General features: G+C 72.4%; 24 protein-coding genes. 6 read left to right on the top strand and 18 right to left on the bottom strand.

Annotation, left to right across the window (positions count from 1 at the left end; translation table 11 throughout):
• Positions 1 to 9 precede the first annotated feature (9 nt).
• Positions 10 to 1,095, top strand: coding sequence for an alpha-hydroxy acid oxidase (locus tag Voc01_RS02345; protein ID WP_203925555.1), 1,086 nt, complete (start codon positions 10 to 12; stop codon positions 1,093 to 1,095).
• Positions 1,092 to 2,897 (top strand): endonuclease/exonuclease/phosphatase family protein, encoded by a 1,806-nt coding sequence (locus tag Voc01_RS02340; protein WP_203925554.1) that lies wholly within the window; start codon positions 1,092 to 1,094, stop codon positions 2,895 to 2,897. The genes Voc01_RS02345 and Voc01_RS02340 overlap by 4 nt, the downstream gene beginning before the upstream one ends.
• On the opposite strand, the gene egtD is transcribed toward Voc01_RS02340, so the two are convergent.
• The 8 genes from egtD to Voc01_RS02300 all read right to left on the bottom strand — a co-directional run bounded on the left by egtD (position 2,898) and on the right by Voc01_RS02300 (position 9,456).
• Positions 2,898 to 3,869, bottom strand: a complete 972-nt coding sequence (gene egtD, locus Voc01_RS02335) for an L-histidine N(alpha)-methyltransferase (protein ID WP_203925553.1) — start codon at positions 3,867 to 3,869, stop codon at positions 2,898 to 2,900.
• Positions 3,869 to 4,624, bottom strand: a complete 756-nt coding sequence (gene egtC / locus Voc01_RS02330) for an ergothioneine biosynthesis protein EgtC (protein ID WP_203925552.1) — start codon at positions 4,622 to 4,624, stop codon at positions 3,869 to 3,871. The genes egtD and egtC overlap by 1 nt, the downstream gene beginning before the upstream one ends.
• Positions 4,625 to 4,627: 3 nt before the next feature.
• Positions 4,628 to 5,935 (bottom strand): ergothioneine biosynthesis protein EgtB, encoded by a 1,308-nt coding sequence (gene egtB, locus Voc01_RS02325; protein WP_203925551.1) that lies wholly within the window; start codon positions 5,933 to 5,935, stop codon positions 4,628 to 4,630.
• Positions 5,932 to 7,143, bottom strand: a complete 1,212-nt coding sequence (egtA, locus tag Voc01_RS02320) for an ergothioneine biosynthesis glutamate--cysteine ligase EgtA (protein WP_203925550.1) — start codon at positions 7,141 to 7,143, stop codon at positions 5,932 to 5,934. The genes egtB and egtA overlap by 4 nt, the downstream gene beginning before the upstream one ends.
• A gap of 104 nt (positions 7,144 to 7,247) precedes the next feature.
• Positions 7,248 to 7,481 carry a DUF397 domain-containing protein gene (locus Voc01_RS02315; RefSeq protein WP_203925549.1) on the bottom strand — a complete coding sequence of 78 codons (234 nt, stop codon included), beginning with the start codon at positions 7,479 to 7,481 and terminating at the stop codon, positions 7,248 to 7,250.
• Between the two features lie 184 nt (positions 7,482 to 7,665).
• Complete coding sequence (locus tag Voc01_RS02310) at positions 7,666 to 7,866, bottom strand: DUF397 domain-containing protein (protein WP_203925548.1); 201 nt, start codon at positions 7,864 to 7,866, stop codon at positions 7,666 to 7,668.
• A gap of 58 nt (positions 7,867 to 7,924) precedes the next feature.
• Positions 7,925 to 8,890 (bottom strand): helix-turn-helix domain-containing protein, encoded by a 966-nt coding sequence (locus Voc01_RS02305; RefSeq protein WP_275423677.1) that lies wholly within the window; start codon positions 8,888 to 8,890, stop codon positions 7,925 to 7,927.
• Positions 8,891 to 9,030: 140 nt separating this feature from the next.
• Positions 9,031 to 9,456, bottom strand: a complete 426-nt coding sequence (locus Voc01_RS02300) for a DUF6232 family protein (RefSeq protein ID WP_203925546.1) — start codon at positions 9,454 to 9,456, stop codon at positions 9,031 to 9,033.
• A gap of 182 nt (positions 9,457 to 9,638) precedes the next feature.
• Between Voc01_RS02300 and Voc01_RS02295 the strand changes: the two genes are divergently transcribed.
• Positions 9,639 to 10,265 carry an MBL fold metallo-hydrolase gene (locus Voc01_RS02295; protein WP_203925545.1) on the top strand — a complete coding sequence of 209 codons (627 nt, stop codon included), beginning with the start codon at positions 9,639 to 9,641 and terminating at the stop codon, positions 10,263 to 10,265.
• On the opposite strand, the gene Voc01_RS02290 is transcribed toward Voc01_RS02295, so the two are convergent.
• Positions 10,255 to 11,043, bottom strand: a complete 789-nt coding sequence (locus Voc01_RS02290) for an ABC transporter permease (protein ID WP_203925544.1) — start codon at positions 11,041 to 11,043, stop codon at positions 10,255 to 10,257. The genes Voc01_RS02295 and Voc01_RS02290 overlap by 11 nt on opposite strands.
• Complete coding sequence (locus Voc01_RS02285; RefSeq protein ID WP_203925543.1) at positions 11,040 to 11,969, bottom strand: ATP-binding cassette domain-containing protein; 930 nt, start codon at positions 11,967 to 11,969, stop codon at positions 11,040 to 11,042. The genes Voc01_RS02290 and Voc01_RS02285 overlap by 4 nt, the downstream gene beginning before the upstream one ends.
• A 50-nt stretch (positions 11,970 to 12,019) precedes the next feature.
• Between Voc01_RS02285 and Voc01_RS02280 the strand changes: the two genes are divergently transcribed.
• On the top strand, positions 12,020 to 12,784 hold the full coding sequence (locus Voc01_RS02280; protein ID WP_239159881.1) for a TetR/AcrR family transcriptional regulator: 765 nt from the start codon (positions 12,020 to 12,022) through the stop codon (positions 12,782 to 12,784).
• Here Voc01_RS02280 and Voc01_RS02275 read toward each other — a convergent pair.
• From Voc01_RS02275 to Voc01_RS02255, 5 genes are read right to left on the bottom strand one after another with little or no spacing between them, the layout of a single operon-like run.
• Complete coding sequence (locus Voc01_RS02275; protein WP_203925542.1) at positions 12,769 to 14,400, bottom strand: asparagine synthetase B family protein; 1,632 nt, start codon at positions 14,398 to 14,400, stop codon at positions 12,769 to 12,771. The genes Voc01_RS02280 and Voc01_RS02275 overlap by 16 nt on opposite strands.
• A 10-nt stretch (positions 14,401 to 14,410) precedes the next feature.
• On the bottom strand, positions 14,411 to 14,899 hold the full coding sequence (locus Voc01_RS02270) for a hypothetical protein (protein ID WP_203925541.1): 489 nt from the start codon (positions 14,897 to 14,899) through the stop codon (positions 14,411 to 14,413).
• On the bottom strand, positions 14,900 to 15,628 hold the full coding sequence (locus Voc01_RS02265; RefSeq protein ID WP_203925540.1) for a hypothetical protein: 729 nt from the start codon (positions 15,626 to 15,628) through the stop codon (positions 14,900 to 14,902).
• Positions 15,625 to 16,629, bottom strand: a complete 1,005-nt coding sequence (locus Voc01_RS02260) for a hypothetical protein (RefSeq protein WP_203925539.1) — start codon at positions 16,627 to 16,629, stop codon at positions 15,625 to 15,627. The genes Voc01_RS02265 and Voc01_RS02260 overlap by 4 nt, the downstream gene beginning before the upstream one ends.
• Entirely contained in the window at positions 16,626 to 17,288 is a 663-nt protein-coding gene (locus Voc01_RS02255; protein WP_203925538.1) for a cupin domain-containing protein, read from the bottom strand. Before Voc01_RS02255 ends, Voc01_RS02260 begins: the two co-directional genes overlap by 4 nt.
• 103 nt (positions 17,289 to 17,391) lie before the next feature.
• Here Voc01_RS02255 and Voc01_RS02250 point away from each other — a divergent pair, with 103 nt between their 5' ends.
• Entirely contained in the window at positions 17,392 to 18,423 is a 1,032-nt protein-coding gene (locus tag Voc01_RS02250; RefSeq protein ID WP_203925537.1) for a DUF4037 domain-containing protein, read from the top strand.
• Positions 18,420 to 18,935, top strand: a complete 516-nt coding sequence (locus Voc01_RS02245) for a GNAT family N-acetyltransferase (RefSeq protein ID WP_239159880.1) — start codon at positions 18,420 to 18,422, stop codon at positions 18,933 to 18,935. The genes Voc01_RS02250 and Voc01_RS02245 overlap by 4 nt, the downstream gene beginning before the upstream one ends.
• Here the strand turns inward: Voc01_RS02245 and Voc01_RS02240 are convergent.
• From Voc01_RS02240 to Voc01_RS02230, 3 genes are read right to left on the bottom strand one after another with little or no spacing between them, the layout of a single operon-like run.
• Entirely contained in the window at positions 18,877 to 19,272 is a 396-nt protein-coding gene (locus tag Voc01_RS02240) for a DUF2809 domain-containing protein (protein WP_203925536.1), read from the bottom strand. The genes Voc01_RS02245 and Voc01_RS02240 overlap by 59 nt on opposite strands.
• On the bottom strand, positions 19,266 to 20,192 hold the full coding sequence (locus tag Voc01_RS02235; RefSeq protein WP_203925535.1) for a phosphotransferase: 927 nt from the start codon (positions 20,190 to 20,192) through the stop codon (positions 19,266 to 19,268). The genes Voc01_RS02240 and Voc01_RS02235 overlap by 7 nt, the downstream gene beginning before the upstream one ends.
• Positions 20,189 to 21,430 (bottom strand): RNA polymerase sigma factor, encoded by a 1,242-nt coding sequence (locus Voc01_RS02230; RefSeq protein ID WP_203925534.1) that lies wholly within the window; start codon positions 21,428 to 21,430, stop codon positions 20,189 to 20,191. Before Voc01_RS02230 ends, Voc01_RS02235 begins: the two co-directional genes overlap by 4 nt.
• Between the last annotated feature and the right edge of the window lie 162 nt (positions 21,431 to 21,592).

Genomic DNA, 21,592 nt, shown 5'->3' with positions numbered 1-21,592 from the left:
GCTGTCGGCATGGCCGACGAACCCCTCTGCGTCGATGACTTCGAAGCGCTGGCCCATGCGAGGGTCCGCGCCGAGTACTGGGACTACATCGCTGGCGGCGCCGGCTCCGAACGGGCCCTCGCGGCCAACCGAACCGCGTTCGAGCGGGCTGCCCTGCGTCCCCGGATTCTGGTCGACGTCTCGACCGTGAGCACCGCGACCACGCTGCTGGGCCGCGACCTCGCCGGTCCCGTCGCCATCGCGCCGACGGCCTACCACCGGATGTCGCATCCCGACGGCGAGCTCGCCACGGCCCGGGGCGCGGCGGACGCCGGCGCCCTGTACATCACCAGCTTCTTCTCCAACCACACGATGGAGGACATCTCGGCGGCGGCGCCGGACGCGCCGCGCTGGCTCCAGCTGTACTGGCTGCACGACCGGGGGCTGTTCGGCGACGTGGTCGAGCGGGCGGCCGGCGCCGGCTACGAGGCGCTGGTGCTCACCGTCGACACCCCGGTGCTCGGGCTCCGGCTGCGTGACGCGCGCAACTCGCTCTCGCTCGACCCGGAGACCATCCCGGCCAACCTGACGGCCGCGCCGACGCTGCTGACCACCCGCACCGAGAACAGCTCGGCCGTGTCGGCGCAGGCGGTGCAGGCCTTCGACGCGTCGATCACCTGGGACGACCTGGCCTGGCTGCGCGAGCGGTCCCGGCTGCCGTTGATCCTCAAGGGCATCGTCACCGCCGAGGACGCGCGGCTCGCCCTCGACTACGGCGTGGCGGCCATCGCGGTGTCGAACCACGGCGGGCGCCAGCTCGACAACCCGATCGGCGCGCTCGACGTGCTGGCCGAGGTGGTCGCCGCGGTCGACGGCCGCTGCCCGGTGCTGTTCGACGGCGGGGTGCGTACCGGTCACGACGTCGCGGTCGCGCTGGCGCTGGGCGCCGACGCGGTGCTCGTCGGCCGGCCGGTGCTGTGGGGCCTCGCGGTCGGTGGCGCGGAGGGGGTCGCGCGGGTCCTCGGGCTGCTCCGCACGGAGCTGGAACGGGTGATGGCGCTGATCGGCCGCCCGACGATCGCGTCGATCGACGCGTCCGCGGTGGTGCTCCGGTGACGCGGAAGGTGCTTGTAGCGCTCGGTGTCGTGCTGTTCGTCGACATCGTCCGCACGTGGCTGCCGACGATCATCACGGTGTTCGGCCAGGCGGCGTCGACGCCGGCGGAGCTGATGGGCGCGTTCGCCCTGTTCTGGTTCGTGCTCGCGCTCGGCGCGCCGTTGGTGGCCGGCCTGCCGCGGTTCCCGCTGGTGGCCGGCCTCGTCATGGCGGGCTGCCGGGTCGCGGTGCTGTTCACGGCCGGCCAGGTGCACCTGTACGTGGCGTCCGTCGGGTTGCTGGCCGGTCTGTGCTGGCTGGTCTCGCTCGCGACGCGCGGCACGTCGCCGCGGTGGGTCGCGGTCGGTGTGGCCGCCGCCGCGGTCGAGCACGCGCTCATATGGCGCGGCGTGGTCGGTGGGTTCCTGGCCGTCGCGACAGCGGCCGGGTTCGTCCTGCTGCTGCTCAAGCAGGGTGACGCACGTGAGCGCGGGCCTGCTACCGGATGGTTTCTGGTGGGACCGGTCATGTTCCTCGCCCTGCAGGTCGGACTGTCCCCGGCGGTGGTGACGACGGGCGTCTCCTACGCCATCGGCGGCGAGGTGGCGGTGTCCGGTGGCCCTCGTGCGGCGGCCGCCACCGTGGCCCTGACGACGGTCGCGGTGCTGGTCTTCGTGTACCTGGTCCTGCGGCCGCCGGCCACGGCCCGGGCGCGAGTGCTCTGCGCCGTGGTGCTCGTCGCGGGCGCGGCGGCGTTCACGTACGGTCCCGGCTGGTTGTTCGTGGTGGTGGTGCCGGTGATGGCCGCGGCGCTGGGCGGCTGCGCCGGTGCGGCCTTCTCCGGCGACCGCCCGGACCCGCCGCGCGGGTACGCGGCCGCGGCGGGGCTGCTGGTGTTCTCGGTCGCGGCGTTCGCCTACTACGCCGCCTACGACCTCGGCTATCCGAACGCGTGGGTGCCGCCGGTGGTCGCCCTGGTGGTGGCGGTTGCCGCGGTGCGGGCCGGCGGGGCACCGGAGGCCGTGGCCCTGCCGCGTGCCGCGTACGTCGCGGTTCCGGTCGCCGTCCTGCTCCTGGTGTCGGTGGGCGCCTGGTGGGTGCCGCCGCGCGCCGCGTCCGGTGGTGGGCCGGCGGAGCTGCGGGTCGTCGCCTACAACATCCGCATGGCGTTCGACCTCGACGGACGGTTCTCCGCCGAACGGCTGGCCGATGTCATCCGGGCCGAGCGGCCCGACGTCGTGTTCCTGAGCGAGGTCGACCGGGCCTGGCTGCTCAACGGCGGCCACGACGACGTGCAGGTGCTGGCCCGCGACCTCGGGATGCGGTACGGGTTCGCGCCGGCCGCCGACGCCGTCTGGGGTGACGCGATCCTGACGAACCTGCCGGTGGTGTCGTGGCACGCCGAGCGGATGCCGTCGTACGGCGCGGTGACGGGTGCGCAGGTGCTGGGCGCGGTGCTGCGACGCGGGCCGGGGACGGTGGCGGTGGTCTCGACGCACCTGCAGCCGCCGCCGGACCGGCCGCCGCTGGAGCAGGCCCGCCTGGTCAACCGGTTCGCCGCGGGGCTGAAGGCACCCGGCCGGCCGGTGATCGTGGGCGGCGACTTCAACACCAGGCCCGGCGAGGAGCCGTTCGAGGCGCTGCTGGCGAACGGGTTCACCGACGCCTTCGCGGCGCGCCGGCCGGTGAACACCAGCCCGGCCGACGCGCCCCGGCAGGAGATCGACCACGTGTTCGTGGCCGGTGCGCAGGCCCGGGACGTCTCCGCGCCCCGCAGCACCGCCTCCGACCACCTGGCCGTGGCCGTCACGATCACGTGGTGATCAGCTGGCCTGTGCCAGCGTGACGAGGAACCGGCCGTAGCTGTCGGTCCACCGCCGGGTGGCGGTGAACCCGGCCGCGGCCAGTTCCGCCTTGACGCCGTCGGGGTGGAACTTCGCCGAGATCTCGGTGCGCAGCTCCTCGCCCTCGGCGAAGTCGACGGTGAGGTCGAGCGCCGGCACCGTCACCCGGTAGGCCTTCGACGCCCGGAGCCGCATCTCGACCCAGCCGCGGCGGGCGTCCCAGATCGCCACGTGCTGGAAGCCGTCGGGGTCGAAGTCGGCGCCGAGCTCGCGGTTGATGACCCGCAGCACGTTGCGGTTGAAGTCGGCCGTGACCCCTCGCGCGTCGTCGTAGGCGGGCACCAGCACGTGCGGCGACTTCACCAGGTCGGTGCCGAGGAGCAGCCACTCGCCGGGGTCGAGCTCGGCCCGCAGCGCGTGCAGGAACGACGCCCGCTCGTCGGGCACCAGGTTGCCGATGGTGCCACCGAGGAACGCGACGAGCCGCTTGCCCCCGGCCGGCAGCGCGGACAGGTGCCGCGTGAAGTCGCCGACCACGCCGCGCACGCTGATGCCCTGATAGGCGTCCGCGATGTCCACTGTGGACTGTTCCAGCGCGCTCGCCGACACGTCGAGCGGAACGAACGCGCCGAGTTCGCCGATGCGGCTCAGCGCGTCGAGGAGCAGCCGGGTCTTGTCGGACGAGCCGGATCCCAGCTCCACCAACGTCTTCGCGCGCGTGACCGTGGCGATCTCGGCGGCCCGCTCGGTGAGGATGGCCCGCTCGGCGCGGGTCGGGTAGTACTCCGGCAGGCGCGTGATCTCCTCGAAGAGCTCGCTGCCGCGGGCGTCGTAGAACCAGCGCGGTGGCAGCACCTTGGGACTGGCGGTGAGCCCGGACCGCACGTCGTCGCGCAGGGCCCGGGTGATGTCGTCGTCGGAAATGAGGTACAGCAGGGGTTCGGCTGTCATCAGGTTCCTTCGGTCAGAGGACGAACGTCGACGTCGCCGGCGGTGGCGGTGACCACGTGCCGGTCGGGAACGGCCCGCCAGGCGGGGTCGTCGTCGAGCGGTTCGGAACTGATCAGGGTGCTCGTGCCGGGGTCGACCCGCACCGAGAGCGCGTGCCACCAGGCGGTGGCGACGACGGTGCGGCCGTCGGTGAGCAGCAGGTTGAGCCGTGACTCCGGTGCCACGGCCACGATCTCGTGGAGAGTGTCCACAATGGACTCCGCCAGGCCGGTACCCGCGCGGAGCCGGTGGCGCACCAGTGCCCACAGGAACGCCGCGTCGGTGGGCGCGTCGAGGGTCAGCAGGTCGCGGACCGGAAGCGTCTCCGCGAGCCCGACCACCGAGTCGGGCCAGCCCGCGACGGCGCCGTTGTGGCTGAACAGCCACGGCCCTTCGGTGAACGGCGCGGCGGCCGTCTCCATGACGGGCATGCCCACGGTGGCGTTGCGCAGCGCGGCGAGCACCGCGCCGGCGCTCGTCGCACGGGCGAGCGCCGGAAGCGCCGCATCTGTCCAGATAGGACAGTCACGGCGGTACCGGACGGGCGCGTCGGCGCCGGGCGGGTACCACCCGACGCCGAACCCGTCGGCGTTGACCACACCGCCGCGGCGCATGTCCTTCGGCGCCCAGCTCTGCTTTGCGAGCGAGTGGGGCGGGTCGAGGAGCAGCGCGGCGAGCGGCAGCGGAGGCCCGAGGTAGGCCAGGTGCCGGCACATCCGTCAGGCGACCTCGGCCGGCGTGGCGTCGCGGGCGCAGCGGAAGCCGCTGAAGATCTGGCGCCGGATCGGGTAGTCCCAGTTGCGGAACGTGCCGCGGCAGGCCGCCGCGTCGGTTCCGAACGAGCCGCCGCGCAGGATGCGGTAGTCGCGCCCGAAGAACACCTCGGAGTACTCCCGGTACGGGAACGCGGTGAACCCGGGGTAGCCGTGGAACGCGGTGTCGCACCACTCCCACACGTCGCCGATCAGCTGGTGGACGCCGAGCGGCGACGCACCCCGCGGGTACGCGCCGACGGGCGCCGGTGCCAGGTGGCGCTGCCCCAGGTTGGCGCGTTCGGGCGTCCAGTCGTCGTCGCCCCACGGGTTGCGCCGGCTGCGGCCGGTGGCCGGGTCGTACCGGGCCGCCTTCTCCCACTCGGCCTCCGTGGGCAGGCGCTTGCCGGCCCAGCGCGCGTACGCCTGCGCCTCGTGGAAGCAGACGTGCACCACCGGCTCGTCGGGTCGCACCGGCCCGGTGACGCCGAACCGGGTGTACGTTCCGTCCCTGTTCCAGTGCATCGGCGCTGTCAGGTCGGCGTCGCGGCGGTGCCGCCAGCCTTCCGCGGTCCACCAGCGCTCGTCGTCGTAGCCGCCGGCGTCGACGAAGGCCCGGTACTCCGCGTTGGTGACCGGTGCCGCGTCGATGAAGTACGGCGGCAGGTGCACCTCGTGTGCCGGGCCCTCGTTGTCGAGCGCCCACGGGTCGGTGGAGGTGCCCATCGTGAACGGGCCACCGGTTACCAGCACCTCGCCACGCACGGCGGTGCCGGGCTCCGGAGGTGGCGGCGCCGCGAGCACCGCCGGACCCGACCGGAGCTGGTGGGTGGCGAGCATCGTCTCGGCGTGCTGCTGCTCGTGCTGCACGATCATGCCGAACGCGAAGCCGTTCTCGGTGAGCCGTCTGCCCTCCAGCGGCACGCTGTCGACGAGGTCGAGCACCTTCGACCGCACCTGGCCGACGTAGCCCCGCGCCTCGGCCGGACTCAGCAAAGGCAGGCCCGGACGGTTGACCCGGGCGTGCTTGAACGCGTCGTACAGCTCGTCGATGTCGGCGCGCACCGGGTCGCGACCGCCGACGTCACGCACCAGCCACAGCTCCTCCTGGTTGCCGACGTGGGCCAGGTCCCAGACCAGCGGCGACATCAGCGGCGAGTGCTGCCGGACCAGGTCGTCGTCGTCGACGGCGTCGGTGAGGTACGTGGTGCGGTCACGGGTGCGGATCAGTTCCTCGGCGACGCGCGAGCGCAGCCGTTCGGTGTCGATGGTCATGCCGTTTCCCCTGCCGTTCCTCTTGCGCTGTCGAGACGTCGCCGGATGAGGTCGCTGGCCTGGCCGGGCGTGTCGACCGGCAGGTTCTCCAGCGCGAGCGCGAGCAGCCCGCGGGCCGCGTCGGCGATCGCCGGGTCGGCCGTGCCGTGACGGGCGGCGGCCTCCCACCGGTCGATCGCCGGAGCCGCGCGTCTCTCGGCCTCGGCGATGGTGTCGGAGCTGGACAGCAGGGACATGACGACGGCGACCGGAGCGATCCACTCGCCCGGTGGCTGGGTGTCGAGGTAGCGCACCTCCAGGTAGCCCCGCGGACGGACCGGCGGGAACAGCGTCGTGAGGTGGTAGGACAGGTCGTCGTGCGTCGGCGGGGTGTCGAGCGCGCCGCCGATCCAGTCGGCGAACGTGGAATCCGGCGGTGCCTTCCAGCGGTCGCCGTCGCGCCGCACGCACAGCAGCGGCGCCGACATCGCGTACCGCACCCAGGCGTCGGCCGTCACGGATCCGCCTTGTGCGTACACGGGCGCGGTGCGCCTCGGGTCGAGCCGCAGCCACGCGCGCATCCGCGCCGACGCCCACCCGGTGTCGTGTCCGGCGTGACGACGCGAGGTGGCGAACGCGGCCAGCAGCGCCGGACCGAGCGTGTGCAGCGCCCGCCACCGTTCGGTGGGGTCGACGCCCGCGTCGACGCAGACCTGCAGGCCGGCGGTGCTGCGCATCATGGCGTCGCCGTACGGCCGGTAGGGCTGGAACGCGTGCGTCATCGCCGCGTAGCGCGGGGTCTGTACGACGATTGCCGGTGGCCGGTGCGGGTCGATGCCGTTGCGGCCGAGTACCAGGCCGTGCCTGGCGAGGAGCCCTTGCAGGGCGGCGATGTCGGCTTCGACCCGCTGGTACAGGGTGGCCGGTGACGCCGCGGGCGGGGTGGAGATCTCCACCTGACCGCCGGGCTCGACGGTGACGGGGCTGCCCCCGGGAAGGGGTGCTGCCGGGCTGTCTCTGTCAATGCTGAGTGGTGCGTGTGGGCCGAGTGCGGCCCGCAGTGCGGAGATGTCGAGTGGCCGGGCCGGGTCGTCGCGATGGTGGACGGTCCACTCCAGTTCGACGCCGGTGCTCTCCGGAGGGCCCGTCTTGAAACAGACCCGGGCTATGTAGCCCTCCGCGTCGGCCACCGAGTTGACGACGGCGGTGCCGTCGACCGTGATGGTCATCGATCCCTCCCTGGGGTCGGTCCTGCATTCGACCGTACCCAGGAGGGGTGACACTTCCACCGACTCGAACCGGTGGCTGGGGGGAATGTCTGTTCTTCTGCCGTTTACCGGCGGTGGTCAAGATCGCCGTGCTTGACCCCTTCGATGAACGTGTGCCAGGCCGCCGGGCCGAACGCGAGCTCGGGGCTGCGTGGATCCTTCGAGTCGCGCACGCGAACCTCGCTCACGGTTCTCGTGGTGCCGACCCTGGCCGCCTCGACACGGGCCACCTCGACGCACTGGGCGCTGGAACATCGGGTACTTCGTTGCCACACGACATGTGGGCGTTTTTCGCACATGGATGCCCTCCCTACCGAAGTCGTTCGCCCACAGTAAGCGACATCGGAGGGAGAACAAACCGTCAAGCGGGCACTTTCGGATACATAAAGGAGGATAAATGCGAAACCGGCTATCTTCTGGGTGGGGGCACCTTTCACGATGCCCGTCGACGTCTGTCAGATGCCCCCGGGTACAGGACCCGTCCTAACTGTTGCCGATCTCGCCGACGGCGACCGCGGCGATGAAGGCCATCCAGGCGACGTGGCTGATCCGGAGACTGCCCCCTTCGGGCTTCTTCGAATCGCGGACCAGAACGGCATCACTCCCTTCCGCCACCTCGACGCAGGCCCCCGTGGAGCAGAAGCTGCTACGCCGCCACTGCCCCTGCGCTTCGTCTCGTTCCACTGTCGATTTCCTCTTCTCCCTCTGGGTCTCACCTCGGGCTCGAGGTGAGGGGCATCACCTAGGACGTCCGCCGCCGTCGGGGCCGTGACGGTGCCGACGTCCTGCTCGCCCCCGCCGGCGGTGTGGCCGCGGGTGGCGCCGAATCAAGAAGGTCCGCTGCGCTCTCCGTGATCAGCCCGGCGGAGGCCGGCTCGTTCAGCGATGCCTCCCAGTACTTGTCGAAGATCTCGCGGTGGCGGGAGATGTTCCACGGGTCCTCGACCAGTTCGTCGTTGAGGTAGCTCTCGCGGTACAGGACCGCGTTCTCGCCCGGCCTGTCGCCGGGAAGCGTGAGGATGTCGTACTGGCCGAACATCGGCAGCGGCGCGTCGGCCGTGTAGGGCAGGACGCGCACCAGGATCTCGGGCCGCTCCCGGGCCACGCGCAACAGGTCGAGCAGCTGCTCGCCGGTGGTGCGCGCGTCGCCCGCACGCCGCTTGAGCACCGACTCGTCGAGCAGCAGGAGGATCTGGGGGAAGTCGCGCCGGGCGAACAGCTCGGTACGCCGGCGCATGCGGGTCTGCAGCCGCACCTCGATGTCCTCGTCGGCCAGCTCGCCGATGTGGCCGTTCAGGGTGGCTCTGGCATAGGCGGGTGTCTGCAGCGGGCCCGGGATGATGAAGCTGGTGAAGTGCCTGATCGCCGTCGATTCGTGCTCGTACTGGATCAGCTGTCGCGACGGCCCGGTCAGGTGGTTCCGCACGGTCGGCTCGTCCCACCACATCTGCCGCCGGCGCGAGATTCGCGCGTCCTGGAGATGCCGGTCGACCTCGTCCTTTTCGGTGATCTTCAAATACGCGAGCAATGGTCGCAGGTCGTTCGGCGAGATTGTGACCTCGCCACTTTCGATCCGGATGACCTTGCTGGTGGACCACTCCATTTCCTCGGCCACCTGGGCCTGCGTGAATCCCAGCCGTTCACGCGCCTCGCGCAATGCCAACCGGACGCGTCTACGCGCGCCTGCGGGGGACTCCTGCGAGGTCATAGCCCTCTCAACCGTGACGGACGGCCTTGCGTGACGTGCAGACAGCGAGTTCGCTCTCCGGAGTATGCCTGACCGAGCGGGTGAACGTAGGTTACTCGCGCGAGCCGGCCGGCGATGCCCCAGACGTGACCCGGATTCGCCTACCGGGCGACCGCGTGAACGTGGCCGCCGGCTTCGAGCGCGCGCAGCAGTCCCCGCCTGACCTGGCCGAACGTGAGTTCGTCGGTGGTCGAGTACAGGCAGATCGCCGAGCCGAGGTGCTCGGCGTTGAGCTGCCAACGCGGCCTCCTGGCGACGATGGACGCGCCGCCGAACCCGGCCGATCCGACGAGCGCCAGGGCCGCCACTGCCCAGGCCGCCGGTGAGTCGAGAATGGGGCCGATCGCCACGGCCAGAATCAACGCTCCCGCAAAGGTGTGGGTGATACTGCGACGCCGCGGATCGGGGTTCCCGCGCACGATGTGAATTCCGCGCAGGTCCTCCAGCGCGAATCGTTCTGTTGCGAGAAGCGCCACGAACTCGCTCTCGCTGATCACCAGATCCCTGCTTCGGTAGAAGACGGTCATGGTGGTGCCTCCGTTCACGTTTTGTGACCGGTGGTGTGGGGGCTGCCGCCAGTATGCGATGCGACCACTCGGATGGCTAGAACCCAATCTGCCATATCGCAGATAGTGCTACTCCGGAATGTGATCGCGCGAGTTGACAATCACTCAATCAGCTCACCTCGGCGGCCGTCTACGATCGACCTGTGCTGATCACCAAGTTCACCCATTCGTGCGTGCGCCTGGAAAAGGCGGGCCGGGTGCTCGTGATCGATCCGGGAACGTGGAGCGAAGCGGGCGCGCTGCTGGGCGCCGACGCGGTTCTCGTGACCCACGAGCACGTCGACCACGTCGACCCGGTGCGGCTGGCCGGCATCGGCGCACCGGTGTTCGCGCCGGCGGGTGCCGACCTGCCCGGGCTCGACCGGGTGCGCGCGTTCGACCTCGCCCGCCTCGAACCCGGCGACGCGGTCGACGTCGCCGGGTTCTCCGTACGGGCCGTGGGCGGACGGCACGCGACCGTGTACGCCGGCCGGCCCGACTGCGCCAACCTGGGCTACGTGGTCGACGGGTCCGTCTACCACCCGGGTGACTCGCTGCACGTGCCCGACGCCGACCTCGACACGTTGTTCGTGCCGCTGCAGGCGTCGTGGCTGAAGGCCGCGGAGGCGATCGACTTCGTGCACGCCGTCGACCCGCGCCGCACGGTGCCGATCCACGAGGCGCAGGTGAACGAGCGCGGCCTCGACGCCCTGAACCACCACCTCGCCGCCCACACCGACCACGGCTACCGCTACCTGGCGCCCCGCGAGTCGCTGGAGGTCAGCGGCTGAGCCGCTGGAACCGGCGCACCGACAGCGGCGCGAACACCGCCACCAGCGCGGCCGGCCACGCGAGCGCGAGGAGCAGCGCGTGCTCGGTGGCCCAGGTCGGTTCGCCCCACGCCGGGTTGCCGAACAGGTCCCGGCACGCGGCCGCGGTGGCCGACATGGGGTTCCACTCGGCGATGGCACCCAGCCAGCCCGGCATGGTGTCGGGGGCCGCGAACGTGCTGGAGACGAACGCGAACGGCCACACCAGGATCTGCACCGCGACCGCGCCCTCCGGCCTTCCGATCACCAGCCCGAGGTACACACCTATCCACAGGAACGCGAAGCGCAGCAGCAGGAGCAGGCCGATGGCCAGCAGCGTCTCCACCGCCGACCCGTGTGCCCGCCAGCCGACCAGCAGACCGCCGACGATCAGCACGCCGAGCCCGGCGGCCGAGTTGAGCATGTCGGCGACGCTGCGACCGACCACCACCGCCGACGGCGCCATCGGCATCGAGCGGAAGCGGTCGGTGATGCCGCGCGCGGCGTCGGTGGCGACCGCGATCGTCGTGGACTCGATGCCGAACAGCATCGCCAACGCGAACATCCCCGGCATGAGGAAGTCGAAGTAGTCGCCGCCCGGCACCGCCATCGCGCCGCCGAGCAGGTACCCGAACATCACCATCATGAGCACCGGGAAGAACAGCCCGAGCAGGAGCACCCCGGGCTCGCGCGCCCAGCGGTTCAGGCTGCGCAGGGTGACGGTCCAGCCGTCGGCGACGGCCCATCTCAGCGTGGTCATGCCTTCAGCACCTCCAGGAACACCTCGTCGAGCGTCGGCCGGCGCAGGTTGATGTCGGCGGCCTCCAGCCGCGCGTCGCCGAGGACCCGCAGCGTCTCGACGAGCGCCGCCATACGGTCGTCCACCGCCACGCTCACGCGGCGCAGCTCCGGCTCGACCCGGGCCGGGGCACCGAGCGCGGTGCCGAGCACCTCGGCCGCCCGGTCGACGTCGTCGGGCCGGCGCAGGACGACGTCGACGCGGTCGCCGCCGAGGGCCGCCTTCAGCGCGTCGGGCGTGCCGGTGGTGACGACGCGGCCGGCGTCGACGAGGCAGACGGAGTCGGCCAGCTGGTCGGCCTCGTCGAGGTACTGGGTGGTGAGCAGCACCGTGGTACCGGCCGCGACGAGGTCGCGCACCGCGTCCCATACCTCCGCCCGTCCCCTCGGGTCGAGCCCCGTGGTCGGCTCGTCGAGGAACAGCACCGACGGGGCGAGGACGAGGCCCGCGGCGAGGTCGAGGCGCCGGCGCATGCCGCCGGAGTACGTCCGGACCGCTCTGGTGCCGGTGTCGGCGAGGCCGAACCGGGTGAGCAGCTCGTCGGCGCGGGCCCGCGCGGCGGCTCTGCCGAGGTGGTACAGGCGGCCGAACATCACCAGGTTCTGGCGCCCGCTGAGCACCTCGTCGACGGCCGCGTGCTGGCCGACCAGACCGATGCGCCGCCGCACCTCGGCCGGCTGGCGGGCGACGTCGTATCCGGCGACGACGGCCCGGCCGCCGTCGAGGCGCAGCAGCGTCGACAGGATGCGCACCGCCGTGGTCTTGCCGGCGCCGTTCGGACCGAGCAGCGCGCACACGGTGCCGGCGGTGACCGTGAGGTCGAACCCGTCCAGCGCGTGGGTGTCCCCGTACCGCTTGCGCAGGCCGTCGGCCACCAGGATCTCCATACGATGTACTTTATACAGTGTATGGAGTTGATGCCAAGGAGAATGACCCCGTGGCAACCGAGTACACCGGCACCGGCGACCCCATCCGCAGCATGGAGCTGCTGTGGGGCACCGCCGACGAGACCGTCAGGCGCGGCCCCCGGCCGAAGCTGCGCATGCCCGACGTCGTCCGGACGGCGGTCGCGCTCGCCGACCGCGACGGGCTGGCCGCGCTGTCGATGCGGCGGCTGGCCGAGGAGCTCGGGGTCACCGCGATGTCGCTGTACACCTACGTGCCGGGCAAGGGCGAGCTGCTCGACCTGATGACCGACGCGGTCTGCGCGGAGACCGCCCGGCCGGAGCACGACGGGCGGTCGTGGCGCGAGCGGCTCACCGGCATCGCCCGCGAGAACTGGGAGCTCTACCGGCGCCACCCGTGGCTGCTCCAGGTGGCGACCAACCGTCCGGTGCTCGGCCCGAACCTGATCGCCAAGTACGACTACGAGCTGCGGGCGGTCGACGGGCTCGGGCTCACCGACGTCGAGATGGACATGGTGGTCGCGCTCCTCGGCGACTTCGTGCACGGGTCGGTGCGGGCGGCGCTCAACCAGGCGCAGGCCCAGGAGCACACCGGCATGAGCGAGCTCGAGTGGTGGGAGAAGTTCCAGCCGCTGCTCGCCAAGGTGTTCGACGCCGAACGGTTCCCGACCGCCAGCCGCGTCGGTGCGGCGGCCGGCGAGGAGTTCCAGGCCGCGTCGGCGCCGCAACGCACGTTCGCGTTCGGGTTGGAAAGGCTGTTGGACGGCGTGGAGGCGCTCGTTCAGACCAGGTCGTAGGCCCGCAGCCACAGCTCGAGGGTGAGGACCAGCCACAGCTTCCCGCCCTGGCGCGGCAGCAACGCGCCCTCGCCGCGCAGCCACGACCGCACCGTGCGCACGTCGAAGAGCGGGTGCGACCGCCGGTCGAGCAGTACCTCCTGCGTGAGTGTCCGAAGTGGACCGCTGAGCCACTGCTGCACCGGCACCCGCATCCCGCTCTTCGGCCGGTCGACGATCGTGCGGGGGAGCAGGTCGCGCACCGCCTCCTTGAGCACCCACTTCTCGGAGGTGCCGGCGAGCTTCAGGCGCGGCGGAACCGCGAACGCGTGGTCGATCACCGCCGGCGCGAACAGCGGTGCCAGGCCCCGCAGCCCGCGGGCGGCGGTGAGCCGCTCGACCTTGGTGAGGATGTGGTGTGCGCCCTTGGTGCGCAGGTTGCAGTGCAGCAACCGGTTCAGCAGCGAGTCCATCGGGCCGTCGAGGTAGGGCTGCACGAACCGTTCCAGTGGCGCCGACGCCTCGCGGGCGGCCGGGGTGAGGAGCACCGGCAGGTCCTCGTAGCACTTGCGGTACGAGCGCAGGTACGCCGTCGCGCGGGCGAGCGGCGCGCTGTCCTCCCGGTGCAGTTCGAAGATGAGCATCGGCAGGTTCTTCGGGCCGCCGAAGACCGGGTCGCCGCCCTCGCCGTTCAGCACGACGCTGAGCCCGTCGGCCGCGGCGGCCTCGGCGAGCAGGAGGTTGGGCACGGTGAGCGGGTCGCCGACCGGGCTGTCGAGCAGCGCGACCGTCTCGGCGAGCCGGGCCGCGATCGTCTCGCCCGGTACGTTCAGCACCGAGTGGGTCGTGTGGCAGTGCGTCGCCACCAGGCCCGAGTAGGCCAGCTCGTTGGGCAGGTCGGAGCCGAAGCTGATCGAGTAGGTCCGCACGGTCTGGTCGTGCAGCTTGGCGGCCAGCGCGGTGACGAGGCTGCTGTCGATGCCGCCGGACAGCAGCACCCCCACCTGCTCGCCGGCGGGCAGCCGCGCCGCGGTCGCCTCCTCCAGCAGCGCCCGCAGCCGCCGCGGATGGTCGTCGGCGTCGACGATGCGCTCCTCGGGCTCCCAGAACACCTCGTCGGCCTCCGCGCCGTCGGGTCGCAGGCGCAGCACGCGTCCCGGCAGCACCTCGCGCACCCCGGCGACGAGGGTCTCGTCGCCGGGGAGGTAGGCGAACGTGAGGAACGAGCGGACCGCGTCGAGGTTCAGGCCCGTGCGCAGGTTCGGCGCGCGTCGCAGCGCCAGCAGGCTGGTGGACACGCACCAGCCCGCCGTGCCGTGCCCGTAGAACAGCGTGCGGGCGCCCACGTGGTCGCGGATCAGCACGAGGTCCTCGCCGTCGGCGATCGCGAGCACGAACATGCCGTCGGCCAGCCTCAGGCCGGCGGTGCCGAGCGTCGCCCACACCCGGAGGAGGAGTTCGGTGTCGGAACAGCCGTCGGGCACGTCGGCGCCGAGGGCCGCGCGCAACGTGCGTCCATTGTGGAGGGTGACCTCGCCGACGGCCGTCAGCCCGCCGACGCGCACCGGCCCGTGGGCGTTGCCCGGCACGCCCTCCAGCAACCGCAGCCCCGACCCGTCGGCCCACAACCGTGGCATCGTCAGCCCCTCACCCGAAGTCGTCGTCGGAGCCGCCGCCGTCGTCGCTCCACGAATCGCCGTCGTCGCCGCCACCGCTGTCGCCGCTCGACTGGCTGGCCTGCTGCGCCTGCTGGCGCAGTTCCTCCTCCTCCGCGAACGACATCGCCAGCGGCGGCGCGACGATCGCGCCCAGCGCGAAGCCGACGCCGGCCGCCGCGAGCAGCCGCCCGGCGCGGCCGCCGAACGAGGTGCGGTTCACCGTGAGGGTCCGGTCGCCCCAGGCCGTGCGGCCGTAGCCCTGGTCGCGGCCGTAGAGCACCCGCCCGTCGGCGAAGGTGCGCTTGATGATGCGGGCGCCCAGCAGTTCGTCGGCACCGGTGGCTCCGGTGTTGTCACGCCAGAGCACCTGCCGGTTCTGGCCGCGCCACCGCCACTCCTCGCGGCCGTCGGAGAACCGGCGGTGCACGCTGCCGTCGGACAGCAGTTCGTCGGTGAACGTCACGTCGCGATAGGACATTTAGAGCGCTCCGGGATCGGGCCAGCTGAGGTAACCGGTGGCGGCGAGGCTGCGCAACCGGGGCAGCCGGGTCAGCGACCGGCGCGGACGGTACTGCTCCCGGACGAGCCGGTGGACGGTGCGCAGCAGGCGGGCCGGGTTGACCGCGGCGACCTCCGCCGTGGCGCCGACCCGGGGCAGGTGCAGCGCCCGCGCGTGCACCGGGCGCAGGCCGAGCGGCACCACGGGAACCCCGTCGGCCCACGCCGTGACGGCGTCGACGGTGGCGGCCTCGGCCGGGCCGGTGTCGTGCAGCACGTACACCCGGCCGGCGGCGGCCTCCACCGCGGCGCGCAGCCGCGGGTCGAGCGGCAGGTCGTCGACCGCGAACACGGGGCAGACCGACTCCATGTGCAGGCCGTTGGCGAGCAGCATGTCGGCGATGTCGCGGTGCTGGCACACGAGCACCCGGGGCAGGCCGTACCCGAACACCTCCGGCGACGGCGCCGGTGCCGGCCGGCGCGGTGCGGTGAGCAGGCCGGGCACCTCGCCGTTCCAGCGGCCCAGCAGGCGCTCGAACCGGGCGTACCCGATCGGGGCCGGCACGGTGAACCTCGGCCGGCGTGGCACGCGGGTCAGCGGCTGCAGGCCGCGGCACAGCTCGAAGTAGAGCTGCCGCTCGGTGAACAGGATCCCGCCCGGCGCGCCGGCCCGGCGCACCGCGCGTCCCAACGCTTTCTCGAGCATCACGACGGCCAGCTCATGAACCCGACCGCGCTGGCGGCACGCTCGTCGGGGTCGGCGTTGCGGCGCAGGACCGCGCGCAGGCGGCCGACCACGTTCGAGGACCGCACCGACTCGATCGGCGTCCACCAGCCCTTGGACAGCCAGTCGACCTCGTCGTCGTCGAGCAGCCGGCTGGCCCGCAGCCAGGCAACCTGTTCGTCCGGCGGCCACGGCTGCAGCAGGCGCAGCGCGGCCTTCGCGCCGCGGGCGGCCTTGGGACGCGGCGTCAGGTCGGCCACCACGCGCGACCCGAACTCCGCGCGGGCCCGGCCGGCGTAGACGTACCCGGCCACGCTGATGTCGTGCAGCAGGGCGATCGGCACACCGGGCGGCACCTGGTCGAACGAGTGGACGAGCGTCACCCGGTCGCGGTTCACGACGTCGTTCACCCGCAGCGCGGCCAGCGCTCCCCGGTCGGGCGCGAGCACCGCGAGCACCGGCGTCGAGGAGTGCTCGGGCAGGTTCGACAGCTCGTGGTCGCGGACCAGCCCGGGCAGGTCCTGTCCGTACGTCTTCCGCCAGCCGTCGACCGCGAGCTGCCGGAACTGGTCGCGGGTCAGCGGCGGGTCGATCCGCCGGCTTCGGCGCGTGGTGACGCGGTACACGATGTAGAGCGTCCACCCCAGAACCGACACCCCCGCCGGAATCAGCAGGAACGGGATGTCGCCGATCACGGCGACGACGGCGAGCACGATGGCGACGAGCACGTTGAGTATCAGGAAGCCCAGCGGGAACTCGCCCTTGCTCCGGACGTTCTTGCGGGACGCGTTGTAGTGGAGCTGGCCGACCGTGTACCGGTAGGCGCCGTTGCCGCCGAGCTGCTGCGACAACCGCATCAGCTTGACGTCGTGCAGGCGCATCTTGTTGTCCCGCGGCTCGAGGGCGAACCGCTTGCGGCAGGAACCGCAGGTCTGCCCGCCGCGTTCCTTGTACTTCAGGTTCTGTTGGCAGTGTGGACAGATCATCGTGGTGCCTCCAACCGGTGCGCGGCCCGGCGCAGCCGGCTCGCAAGCCGCTCACGCAACGTCATCGCGCCCGGGTCGTTGGCCGACTCCAGTGCCCGCAGCGCCTTGGCCAGCCGGGGGAAGTCGTCGACCGGAGCGCCGGCGTCACGGGGTTCGGCGCCGCGCGCCTCGGCGTCGGACGCGGTGATCGCGTAGTCCTCGTGGTCGATGCCGAACCCGGTGTTGGCGGCGAGGATCAGCAGCGGGCTGCCGGCGCGGTTGCCGAACGAGTGCGGCATCAGCGCCGGGATCCGGATCAGCGTGCCGGGCGTCAGGGACACCCGTACGGCGCGCTCGGCGTGCTGGTCGTACAGGCCGCACGAGGCGTAGCCGAGGCTCAGCACGAAGTGCTCGCCGCCGTGGGCGTGCGGGGTGAAGGCGCTGTGCGGCCGCACGACACCGAGCTTGTACGTGGCGTTGCTCGGCCGCTCCGGTGAGGTGGAGGCGTCGCCGACGAAGTACCGGGCCCGCTGCCCCGAGTCGATGAACGGGAGAAAGCCGTCGGGTTCGGCCACGCCGGCACGAGTGCGGCGAATCGCCGCGCCGTCGGCCGGGAACGAGTAGACCTCGACCCCGGGCGGCAGTTCCGCGTCGCCGCCGGGCGGGTGTACCCGTCTCACGCTGGCGAGGGTACCTGCCGCGGACCACCGTGTAGCTCAGCTTTGCGTATCAACCTGCTGAAACCCGGGTGCGGCACCGGGCGGCGACCGGTAGACAGGCCGCATGCGCGGGTTGGGATTGGCGGAGGCGTTCTACCGGGAGGCCGTCGCGCCGTTGCTCGACGGGGTACCGCACGCCGCGGCGCTGCTGGGCCCGGGCTCCGAGGTGCTGGGGTTCGACGACGACGTGTCCACCGACCACGACTTCGGCCCCCGCGTGCAGGTCTTCGTGGCCGCGCCCGACGAGGTCGGTCCGGTGGCCGGGCGGCTCGACGCGCTGCCCGCCGAGTTCGCCGGTTTCCCCGTCCGGTACGGCCTGAGCCGGACGCCCGAGGTGGTCGACCACCACGTCGAGGTGACGACACCCGGGCGGTTCTTCCGGCGTCACCTGGGCACCGACCCGGCCGGCGGCATGGCGGTGGCCGACTGGGTGCTGGCACCGACGCAGGTGCTGCGCACGCTCACCGCCGGCGCCGTCTTCCACGACCCGGCGGGCGACCTGGCCCGCCGGCGCGAGGCCCTGGGGTGGTACCCCGACGACGTGTGGCGGTACGCGTTGGCCGCCGGATGGTGGCGGGTCGACCAGGAGGAGCCGTTCGTGGGCCGCACCGGCGCCCGCGGCGACGACCTCGGCTCGCGGATCCTCGCCACCAGGCTCGTGCGCGACCTGATGCGGCTGGCGTTCCTCATCGAGCGGGAGTGGGCCCCGTACGGCAAGTGGTTCGGTCGGGCGTTCCGCGACCTGCGGCTCGGTGCCAGTGTCCACAATGGACTGGAGGCGGTGCTCAGCGCGTCCCGGTGGCGCGACCGCGAGGCCGCGTTGGTCGCGGCCGCGGGCGTTCTCGCGGCCGCGACCAACGACCTGCGCCTGTGCGAGCCGGTGGAGGCGACCCCGCGGCCGTTCCACGACCGCGACATCCGCGTGCTCGGCGCGGGGCGGCTCACCGGAGCGCTCGCCGCGGCGATCACCGATCCCGACGTGCGGGCCCTGCTCGCGCGGCCCGTCGGAACGGTGGACCAGGCGGTCGACTCGACTGACATACTGTCCGCCGTGAACAGGGAACGCGTGGCACCGCTGCTGGGAGTCCGGCCGTGACGCTGACGATCCGGCCCGGCGGCGTCGACGACGTGCCGGCCCTGCTGGGTCTGTTCGACAAGGCGGTCGTGTGGCTGGTGGCCCACGGCCGCTCCGGGCAGTGGGGCACGGAACCGGCGACGGGCAACCCGCGGCGGCACGAGCAGGCGACGGGGTGGGCGCGGTCGGGCAGCCTGTACGTCGCCGAGATCGACGGCGTCGCGGTGGGTGCGCTGGCGGTCGGTGACGCACCCGACTACGTGTCGGTACCGGCTGAGCCGGAGCTGTACGTCAACCTGCTGCTCACCGACCGGTCGCGCAAGGGCAGCGGGATCGGCACGGCGCTGCTCGACAAGGCCCGCGCGATCGCGCGCGAGCGGGGAGTGGGACTGCTGCGGGTCGACTGCTACGCCGGCGACGACCGGGCCCTCGTGGGCTACTACGAGAGCCAGGGGTTCACGTCGACGGAGCCGTTCACCGTGGACCTTCCCGGCGGAGCCTGGCCCGGACAGGTTCTAGCGCAACGGCTGTAGCCGCCACGCCCACCACGTACCAGAAGAGGTCGGGTGGGTGGAACGTGCTGCCGAGCACCAGCCGGGCGAGGACGCTGCGGTCCGACAGGTCGGCCGGGTACGGGGTCAGCTGGGCGAACTCGACGAGCCAGCAGAACGCGACGGCGGCGGCCGCCGCGTGCCAGGCCCGGGCACGCGGGAGCACGACGAGCACGAGCGCGTAGACGAGCGCGGCGTACAGCGCGACACCGGCGTACTTGGCGAAGGCGCCGTCGAACACCGCCCGCGCCCCGAGGCCGGCCACCAGAATGACCACGGCCACCACGGCGGCGGTGATCCTGGTGCCCGCCCTCAGCACGCGTCGGCCTCGGCCAACCAGCCCAGGAGCGCGTCGGCCTGTGCCTTCTGGAACGCACGCAGCGTCGGCAGCCCGGGCGGCGCCGGTCGGCGCGATCCGTTGACGAAGAAGCCCGCGATTCCGATGAGCACCGACCGCATGTCGTCGAGGTCGCCGTCGATGGTGCGCAGCAGGGCCTCGCAGTCCAGGCCGCCGTAGAGCCGCACGTTGACCAGCAGGATCACCCGGTCGAGCCAGCGCGCGCCGCGGCAGGCCCACGGCCAGTCGATGATCGTGACGTCGCCGTCCGGGCCGATCAGCAGGTTGTCGGAGCGGACGTCGAGGTGCACCACGGTGTCACCGGCGACCGCCGCGGCGGCGCGTTCGGACGCGGCGATGAGGTCCGGGAGCCGGTCGCGGGCCCAGGGATGGAGGTCGGCGGGCGGGTCCTCGGCGACGTCCCGCCAGCCGGAGAAGTCGCCGCCGAGGTGCCCGGCCGCGCTGGGCAGGTCGGCGATGGGCGGCGGCGTCAGCAGCGTGGCCATCGCGTCGAGGGCGGTCATGACCGCGTCGACCTCGGGCCGGATCCACGGGGTCCGCGGGTGGCGGCCGTCGACGTCGGCGAGGACCATCGCGATCCACTCGCCGTCGTCGACGCTGCCCAGCAGGGCCGGTGCGGGCGTGCCGGGTGGGAGCGCGGCGGTGATCCGGGCCTCCTTCCGGTGCATGCCGGGCGAGACCGGGTTCTGCGCCGGGCTCACGGCCTTGACGAACGCCCGCTGGCCGGACGCGGTGACGACCCGGTCGGCGGTGCCGGGGGAGAAGCCGCCCGGCTGTGACGTCGCGGTGACGACGGGGCTGCCGAGGATGTCCTGGACGGCTTGGCGGATGTTGTCAGGTAGGTCGGCCCAGCCGATCCGTTGTCCGGTTGCGCTGATCACGGTTGCGGGTCCTTCGCTCGTGCCTCCAGCAGCGCCCGCTCGCGGTCGTTGCGGGTCATCCCGGCCGCGCGGGTGAACTCCGCGCTCGCCTCGTCGGACCGGCCGAGCCGGGCCAGCAGGTCGCCGCGGACGCTGGGCAGGAGGTGGTAGTCCTTCAACTGCGGGTTGCCGGTCAGCGTGTCGACGATGTCGAGCCCGGCCTGCGGTCCGAAGGCCATCGCCACGGCCACGGCCCGGTTCAGCTCGACGATCGGGCTCGGGTCGATCTCGATCAGCTCGCGGTAGTGGATGGCGATGCGCACCCAGTCGGTGTCCCCGGCCGTGCGCGCCCGCGCGTGGCAGGCGGCGATCGACGCCTGGACCAGGTAGGGGCCGCGCTTGTCGCCGGCGGCCTCCTCGCCCCTGGCGAGCGCGGCGAGCCCGCGCCGGATCAGGAGCTGGTTCCAGCGCGACCGGTCCTGGTCGAGCAGCCGGATCGGTTCGCCGTTGCGGTCGGTGCGGGCGTTGGCGCGCGAGGCCTGGAGCTCCATGAGCGCCACGAGACCGTGCACCTCCGGCTCCGTGGGCATCAGCCCGGCGAGGATCCGGCCGAGGCGGGTCGCTTCGTCGCACAGTTCGGGCCGCATCCAGTCGCCGCCGGTCGTGGCCGCGTAGCCCTCGTTGAAGATGAGGTAGATGGCTTCGAGGACGGCGGCCAGCCGGTCGGCGCGTTCGGCCTTCCCCGGCACCTCGAAGGGCACGTGGGCATCGGCGAGGGTGCGTTTGGCCCGGACGATCCGCTGCGCGACAGTGGCCTCGGGCACGAGGAACGCGCGTCCAATTTCATCTGTGCGCAACCCACCGACCACCTTGAGCGTCAATGCGACGCGCGAGTCCATCGTCAGGGTGGGGTGACATGAGACGAACATGAGCCGGAGGATGTCGTCCTCGATCGTGTCGACCTCGCCGGTCTCTTCGTACTCTTCCTGCTGGCCGCGGCCGATCTCGGTGAGTTTGCGCTGGTAGGTCTGCTGGCGGCGGATGTGGTCGATGGCCCGGCGCTTCGCGATGGTCACCAGCCAGGCGCCGGGATTGTCGGGGACGCCCCGCGCCGGCCACTGTTCGAGCGCCGCGACGAGCGCGTCCTGGGCGAACTCCTCGGCCTGACCCACGTCGCCGACGACGCGGGCGATCGCGCCGACGACGCGGGCGCACTCGATGCGCCAGACGGCTTCGACGGTGCGCGTCGGATCGCTCATACGACAGTTCACCACGCTTCTACGCGGCAGCGGCCGGTGACCCACGGGGTCACCGGCCGCTGTCCTTCGTGCCTTCGGGTACGGCCGCGCCTTCGGGTACGGCCGCGCCTTCGGGTACGGCCGCGCCTTCGGGTACGGCCGCGCCTTCGGGTACGGCCGCGC

The organism is Virgisporangium ochraceum (assembly GCF_016863655.1).
Classification (GTDB): Bacteria; Actinomycetota; Actinomycetes; order Mycobacteriales; family Micromonosporaceae; genus Virgisporangium; species Virgisporangium ochraceum.
Note: the sequence above shows the minus strand (reverse complement) of the source record. Positions and strands in the feature narration are given on the sequence as shown.

What these genes read in the sequence shown, in the direction of transcription:
- Voc01_RS02345 (WP_203925555.1), top strand. Translation starts at nt 10, where the DNA reads ATGGCCGACGAACCCCTCTGCGTCGATGACTTCGAAGCGCTGGCCCAT.
- egtD (WP_203925553.1), bottom strand. Translation starts at nt 3,869, where the DNA reads ATGACAGCCGAACCCCTGCTGTACCTCATTTCCGACGACGACATCACC.
- egtC (WP_203925552.1), bottom strand. Translation starts at nt 4,624, where the DNA reads ATGTGCCGGCACCTGGCCTACCTCGGGCCTCCGCTGCCGCTCGCCGCG.
- egtB (WP_203925551.1), bottom strand. Translation starts at nt 5,935, where the DNA reads ATGACCATCGACACCGAACGGCTGCGCTCGCGCGTCGCCGAGGAACTG.
- egtA (WP_203925550.1), bottom strand. Translation starts at nt 7,143, where the DNA reads ATGACCATCACGGTCGACGGCACCGCCGTCGTCAACTCGGTGGCCGAC.
- Voc01_RS02315 (WP_203925549.1), bottom strand. Translation starts at nt 7,481, where the DNA reads ATGTGCGAAAAACGCCCACATGTCGTGTGGCAACGAAGTACCCGATGT.
- Voc01_RS02305 (WP_275423677.1), bottom strand. Translation starts at nt 8,890, where the DNA reads ATGACCTCGCAGGAGTCCCCCGCAGGCGCGCGTAGACGCGTCCGGTTG.
- Voc01_RS02300 (WP_203925546.1), bottom strand. Translation starts at nt 9,456, where the DNA reads ATGACCGTCTTCTACCGAAGCAGGGATCTGGTGATCAGCGAGAGCGAG.
- Voc01_RS02290 (WP_203925544.1), bottom strand. Translation starts at nt 11,043, where the DNA reads ATGACCACGCTGAGATGGGCCGTCGCCGACGGCTGGACCGTCACCCTG.
- Voc01_RS02285 (WP_203925543.1), bottom strand. Translation starts at nt 11,969, where the DNA reads ATGGAGATCCTGGTGGCCGACGGCCTGCGCAAGCGGTACGGGGACACC.
- Voc01_RS02275 (WP_203925542.1), bottom strand. Translation starts at nt 14,400, where the DNA reads ATGCCACGGTTGTGGGCCGACGGGTCGGGGCTGCGGTTGCTGGAGGGC.
- Voc01_RS02270 (WP_203925541.1), bottom strand. Translation starts at nt 14,899, where the DNA reads ATGTCCTATCGCGACGTGACGTTCACCGACGAACTGCTGTCCGACGGC.
- Voc01_RS02260 (WP_203925539.1), bottom strand. Translation starts at nt 16,629, where the DNA reads ATGATCTGTCCACACTGCCAACAGAACCTGAAGTACAAGGAACGCGGC.
- Voc01_RS02250 (WP_203925537.1), top strand. Translation starts at nt 17,392, where the DNA reads ATGCGCGGGTTGGGATTGGCGGAGGCGTTCTACCGGGAGGCCGTCGCG.
- Voc01_RS02230 (WP_203925534.1), bottom strand. Translation starts at nt 21,430, where the DNA reads ATGAGCGATCCGACGCGCACCGTCGAAGCCGTCTGGCGCATCGAGTGC.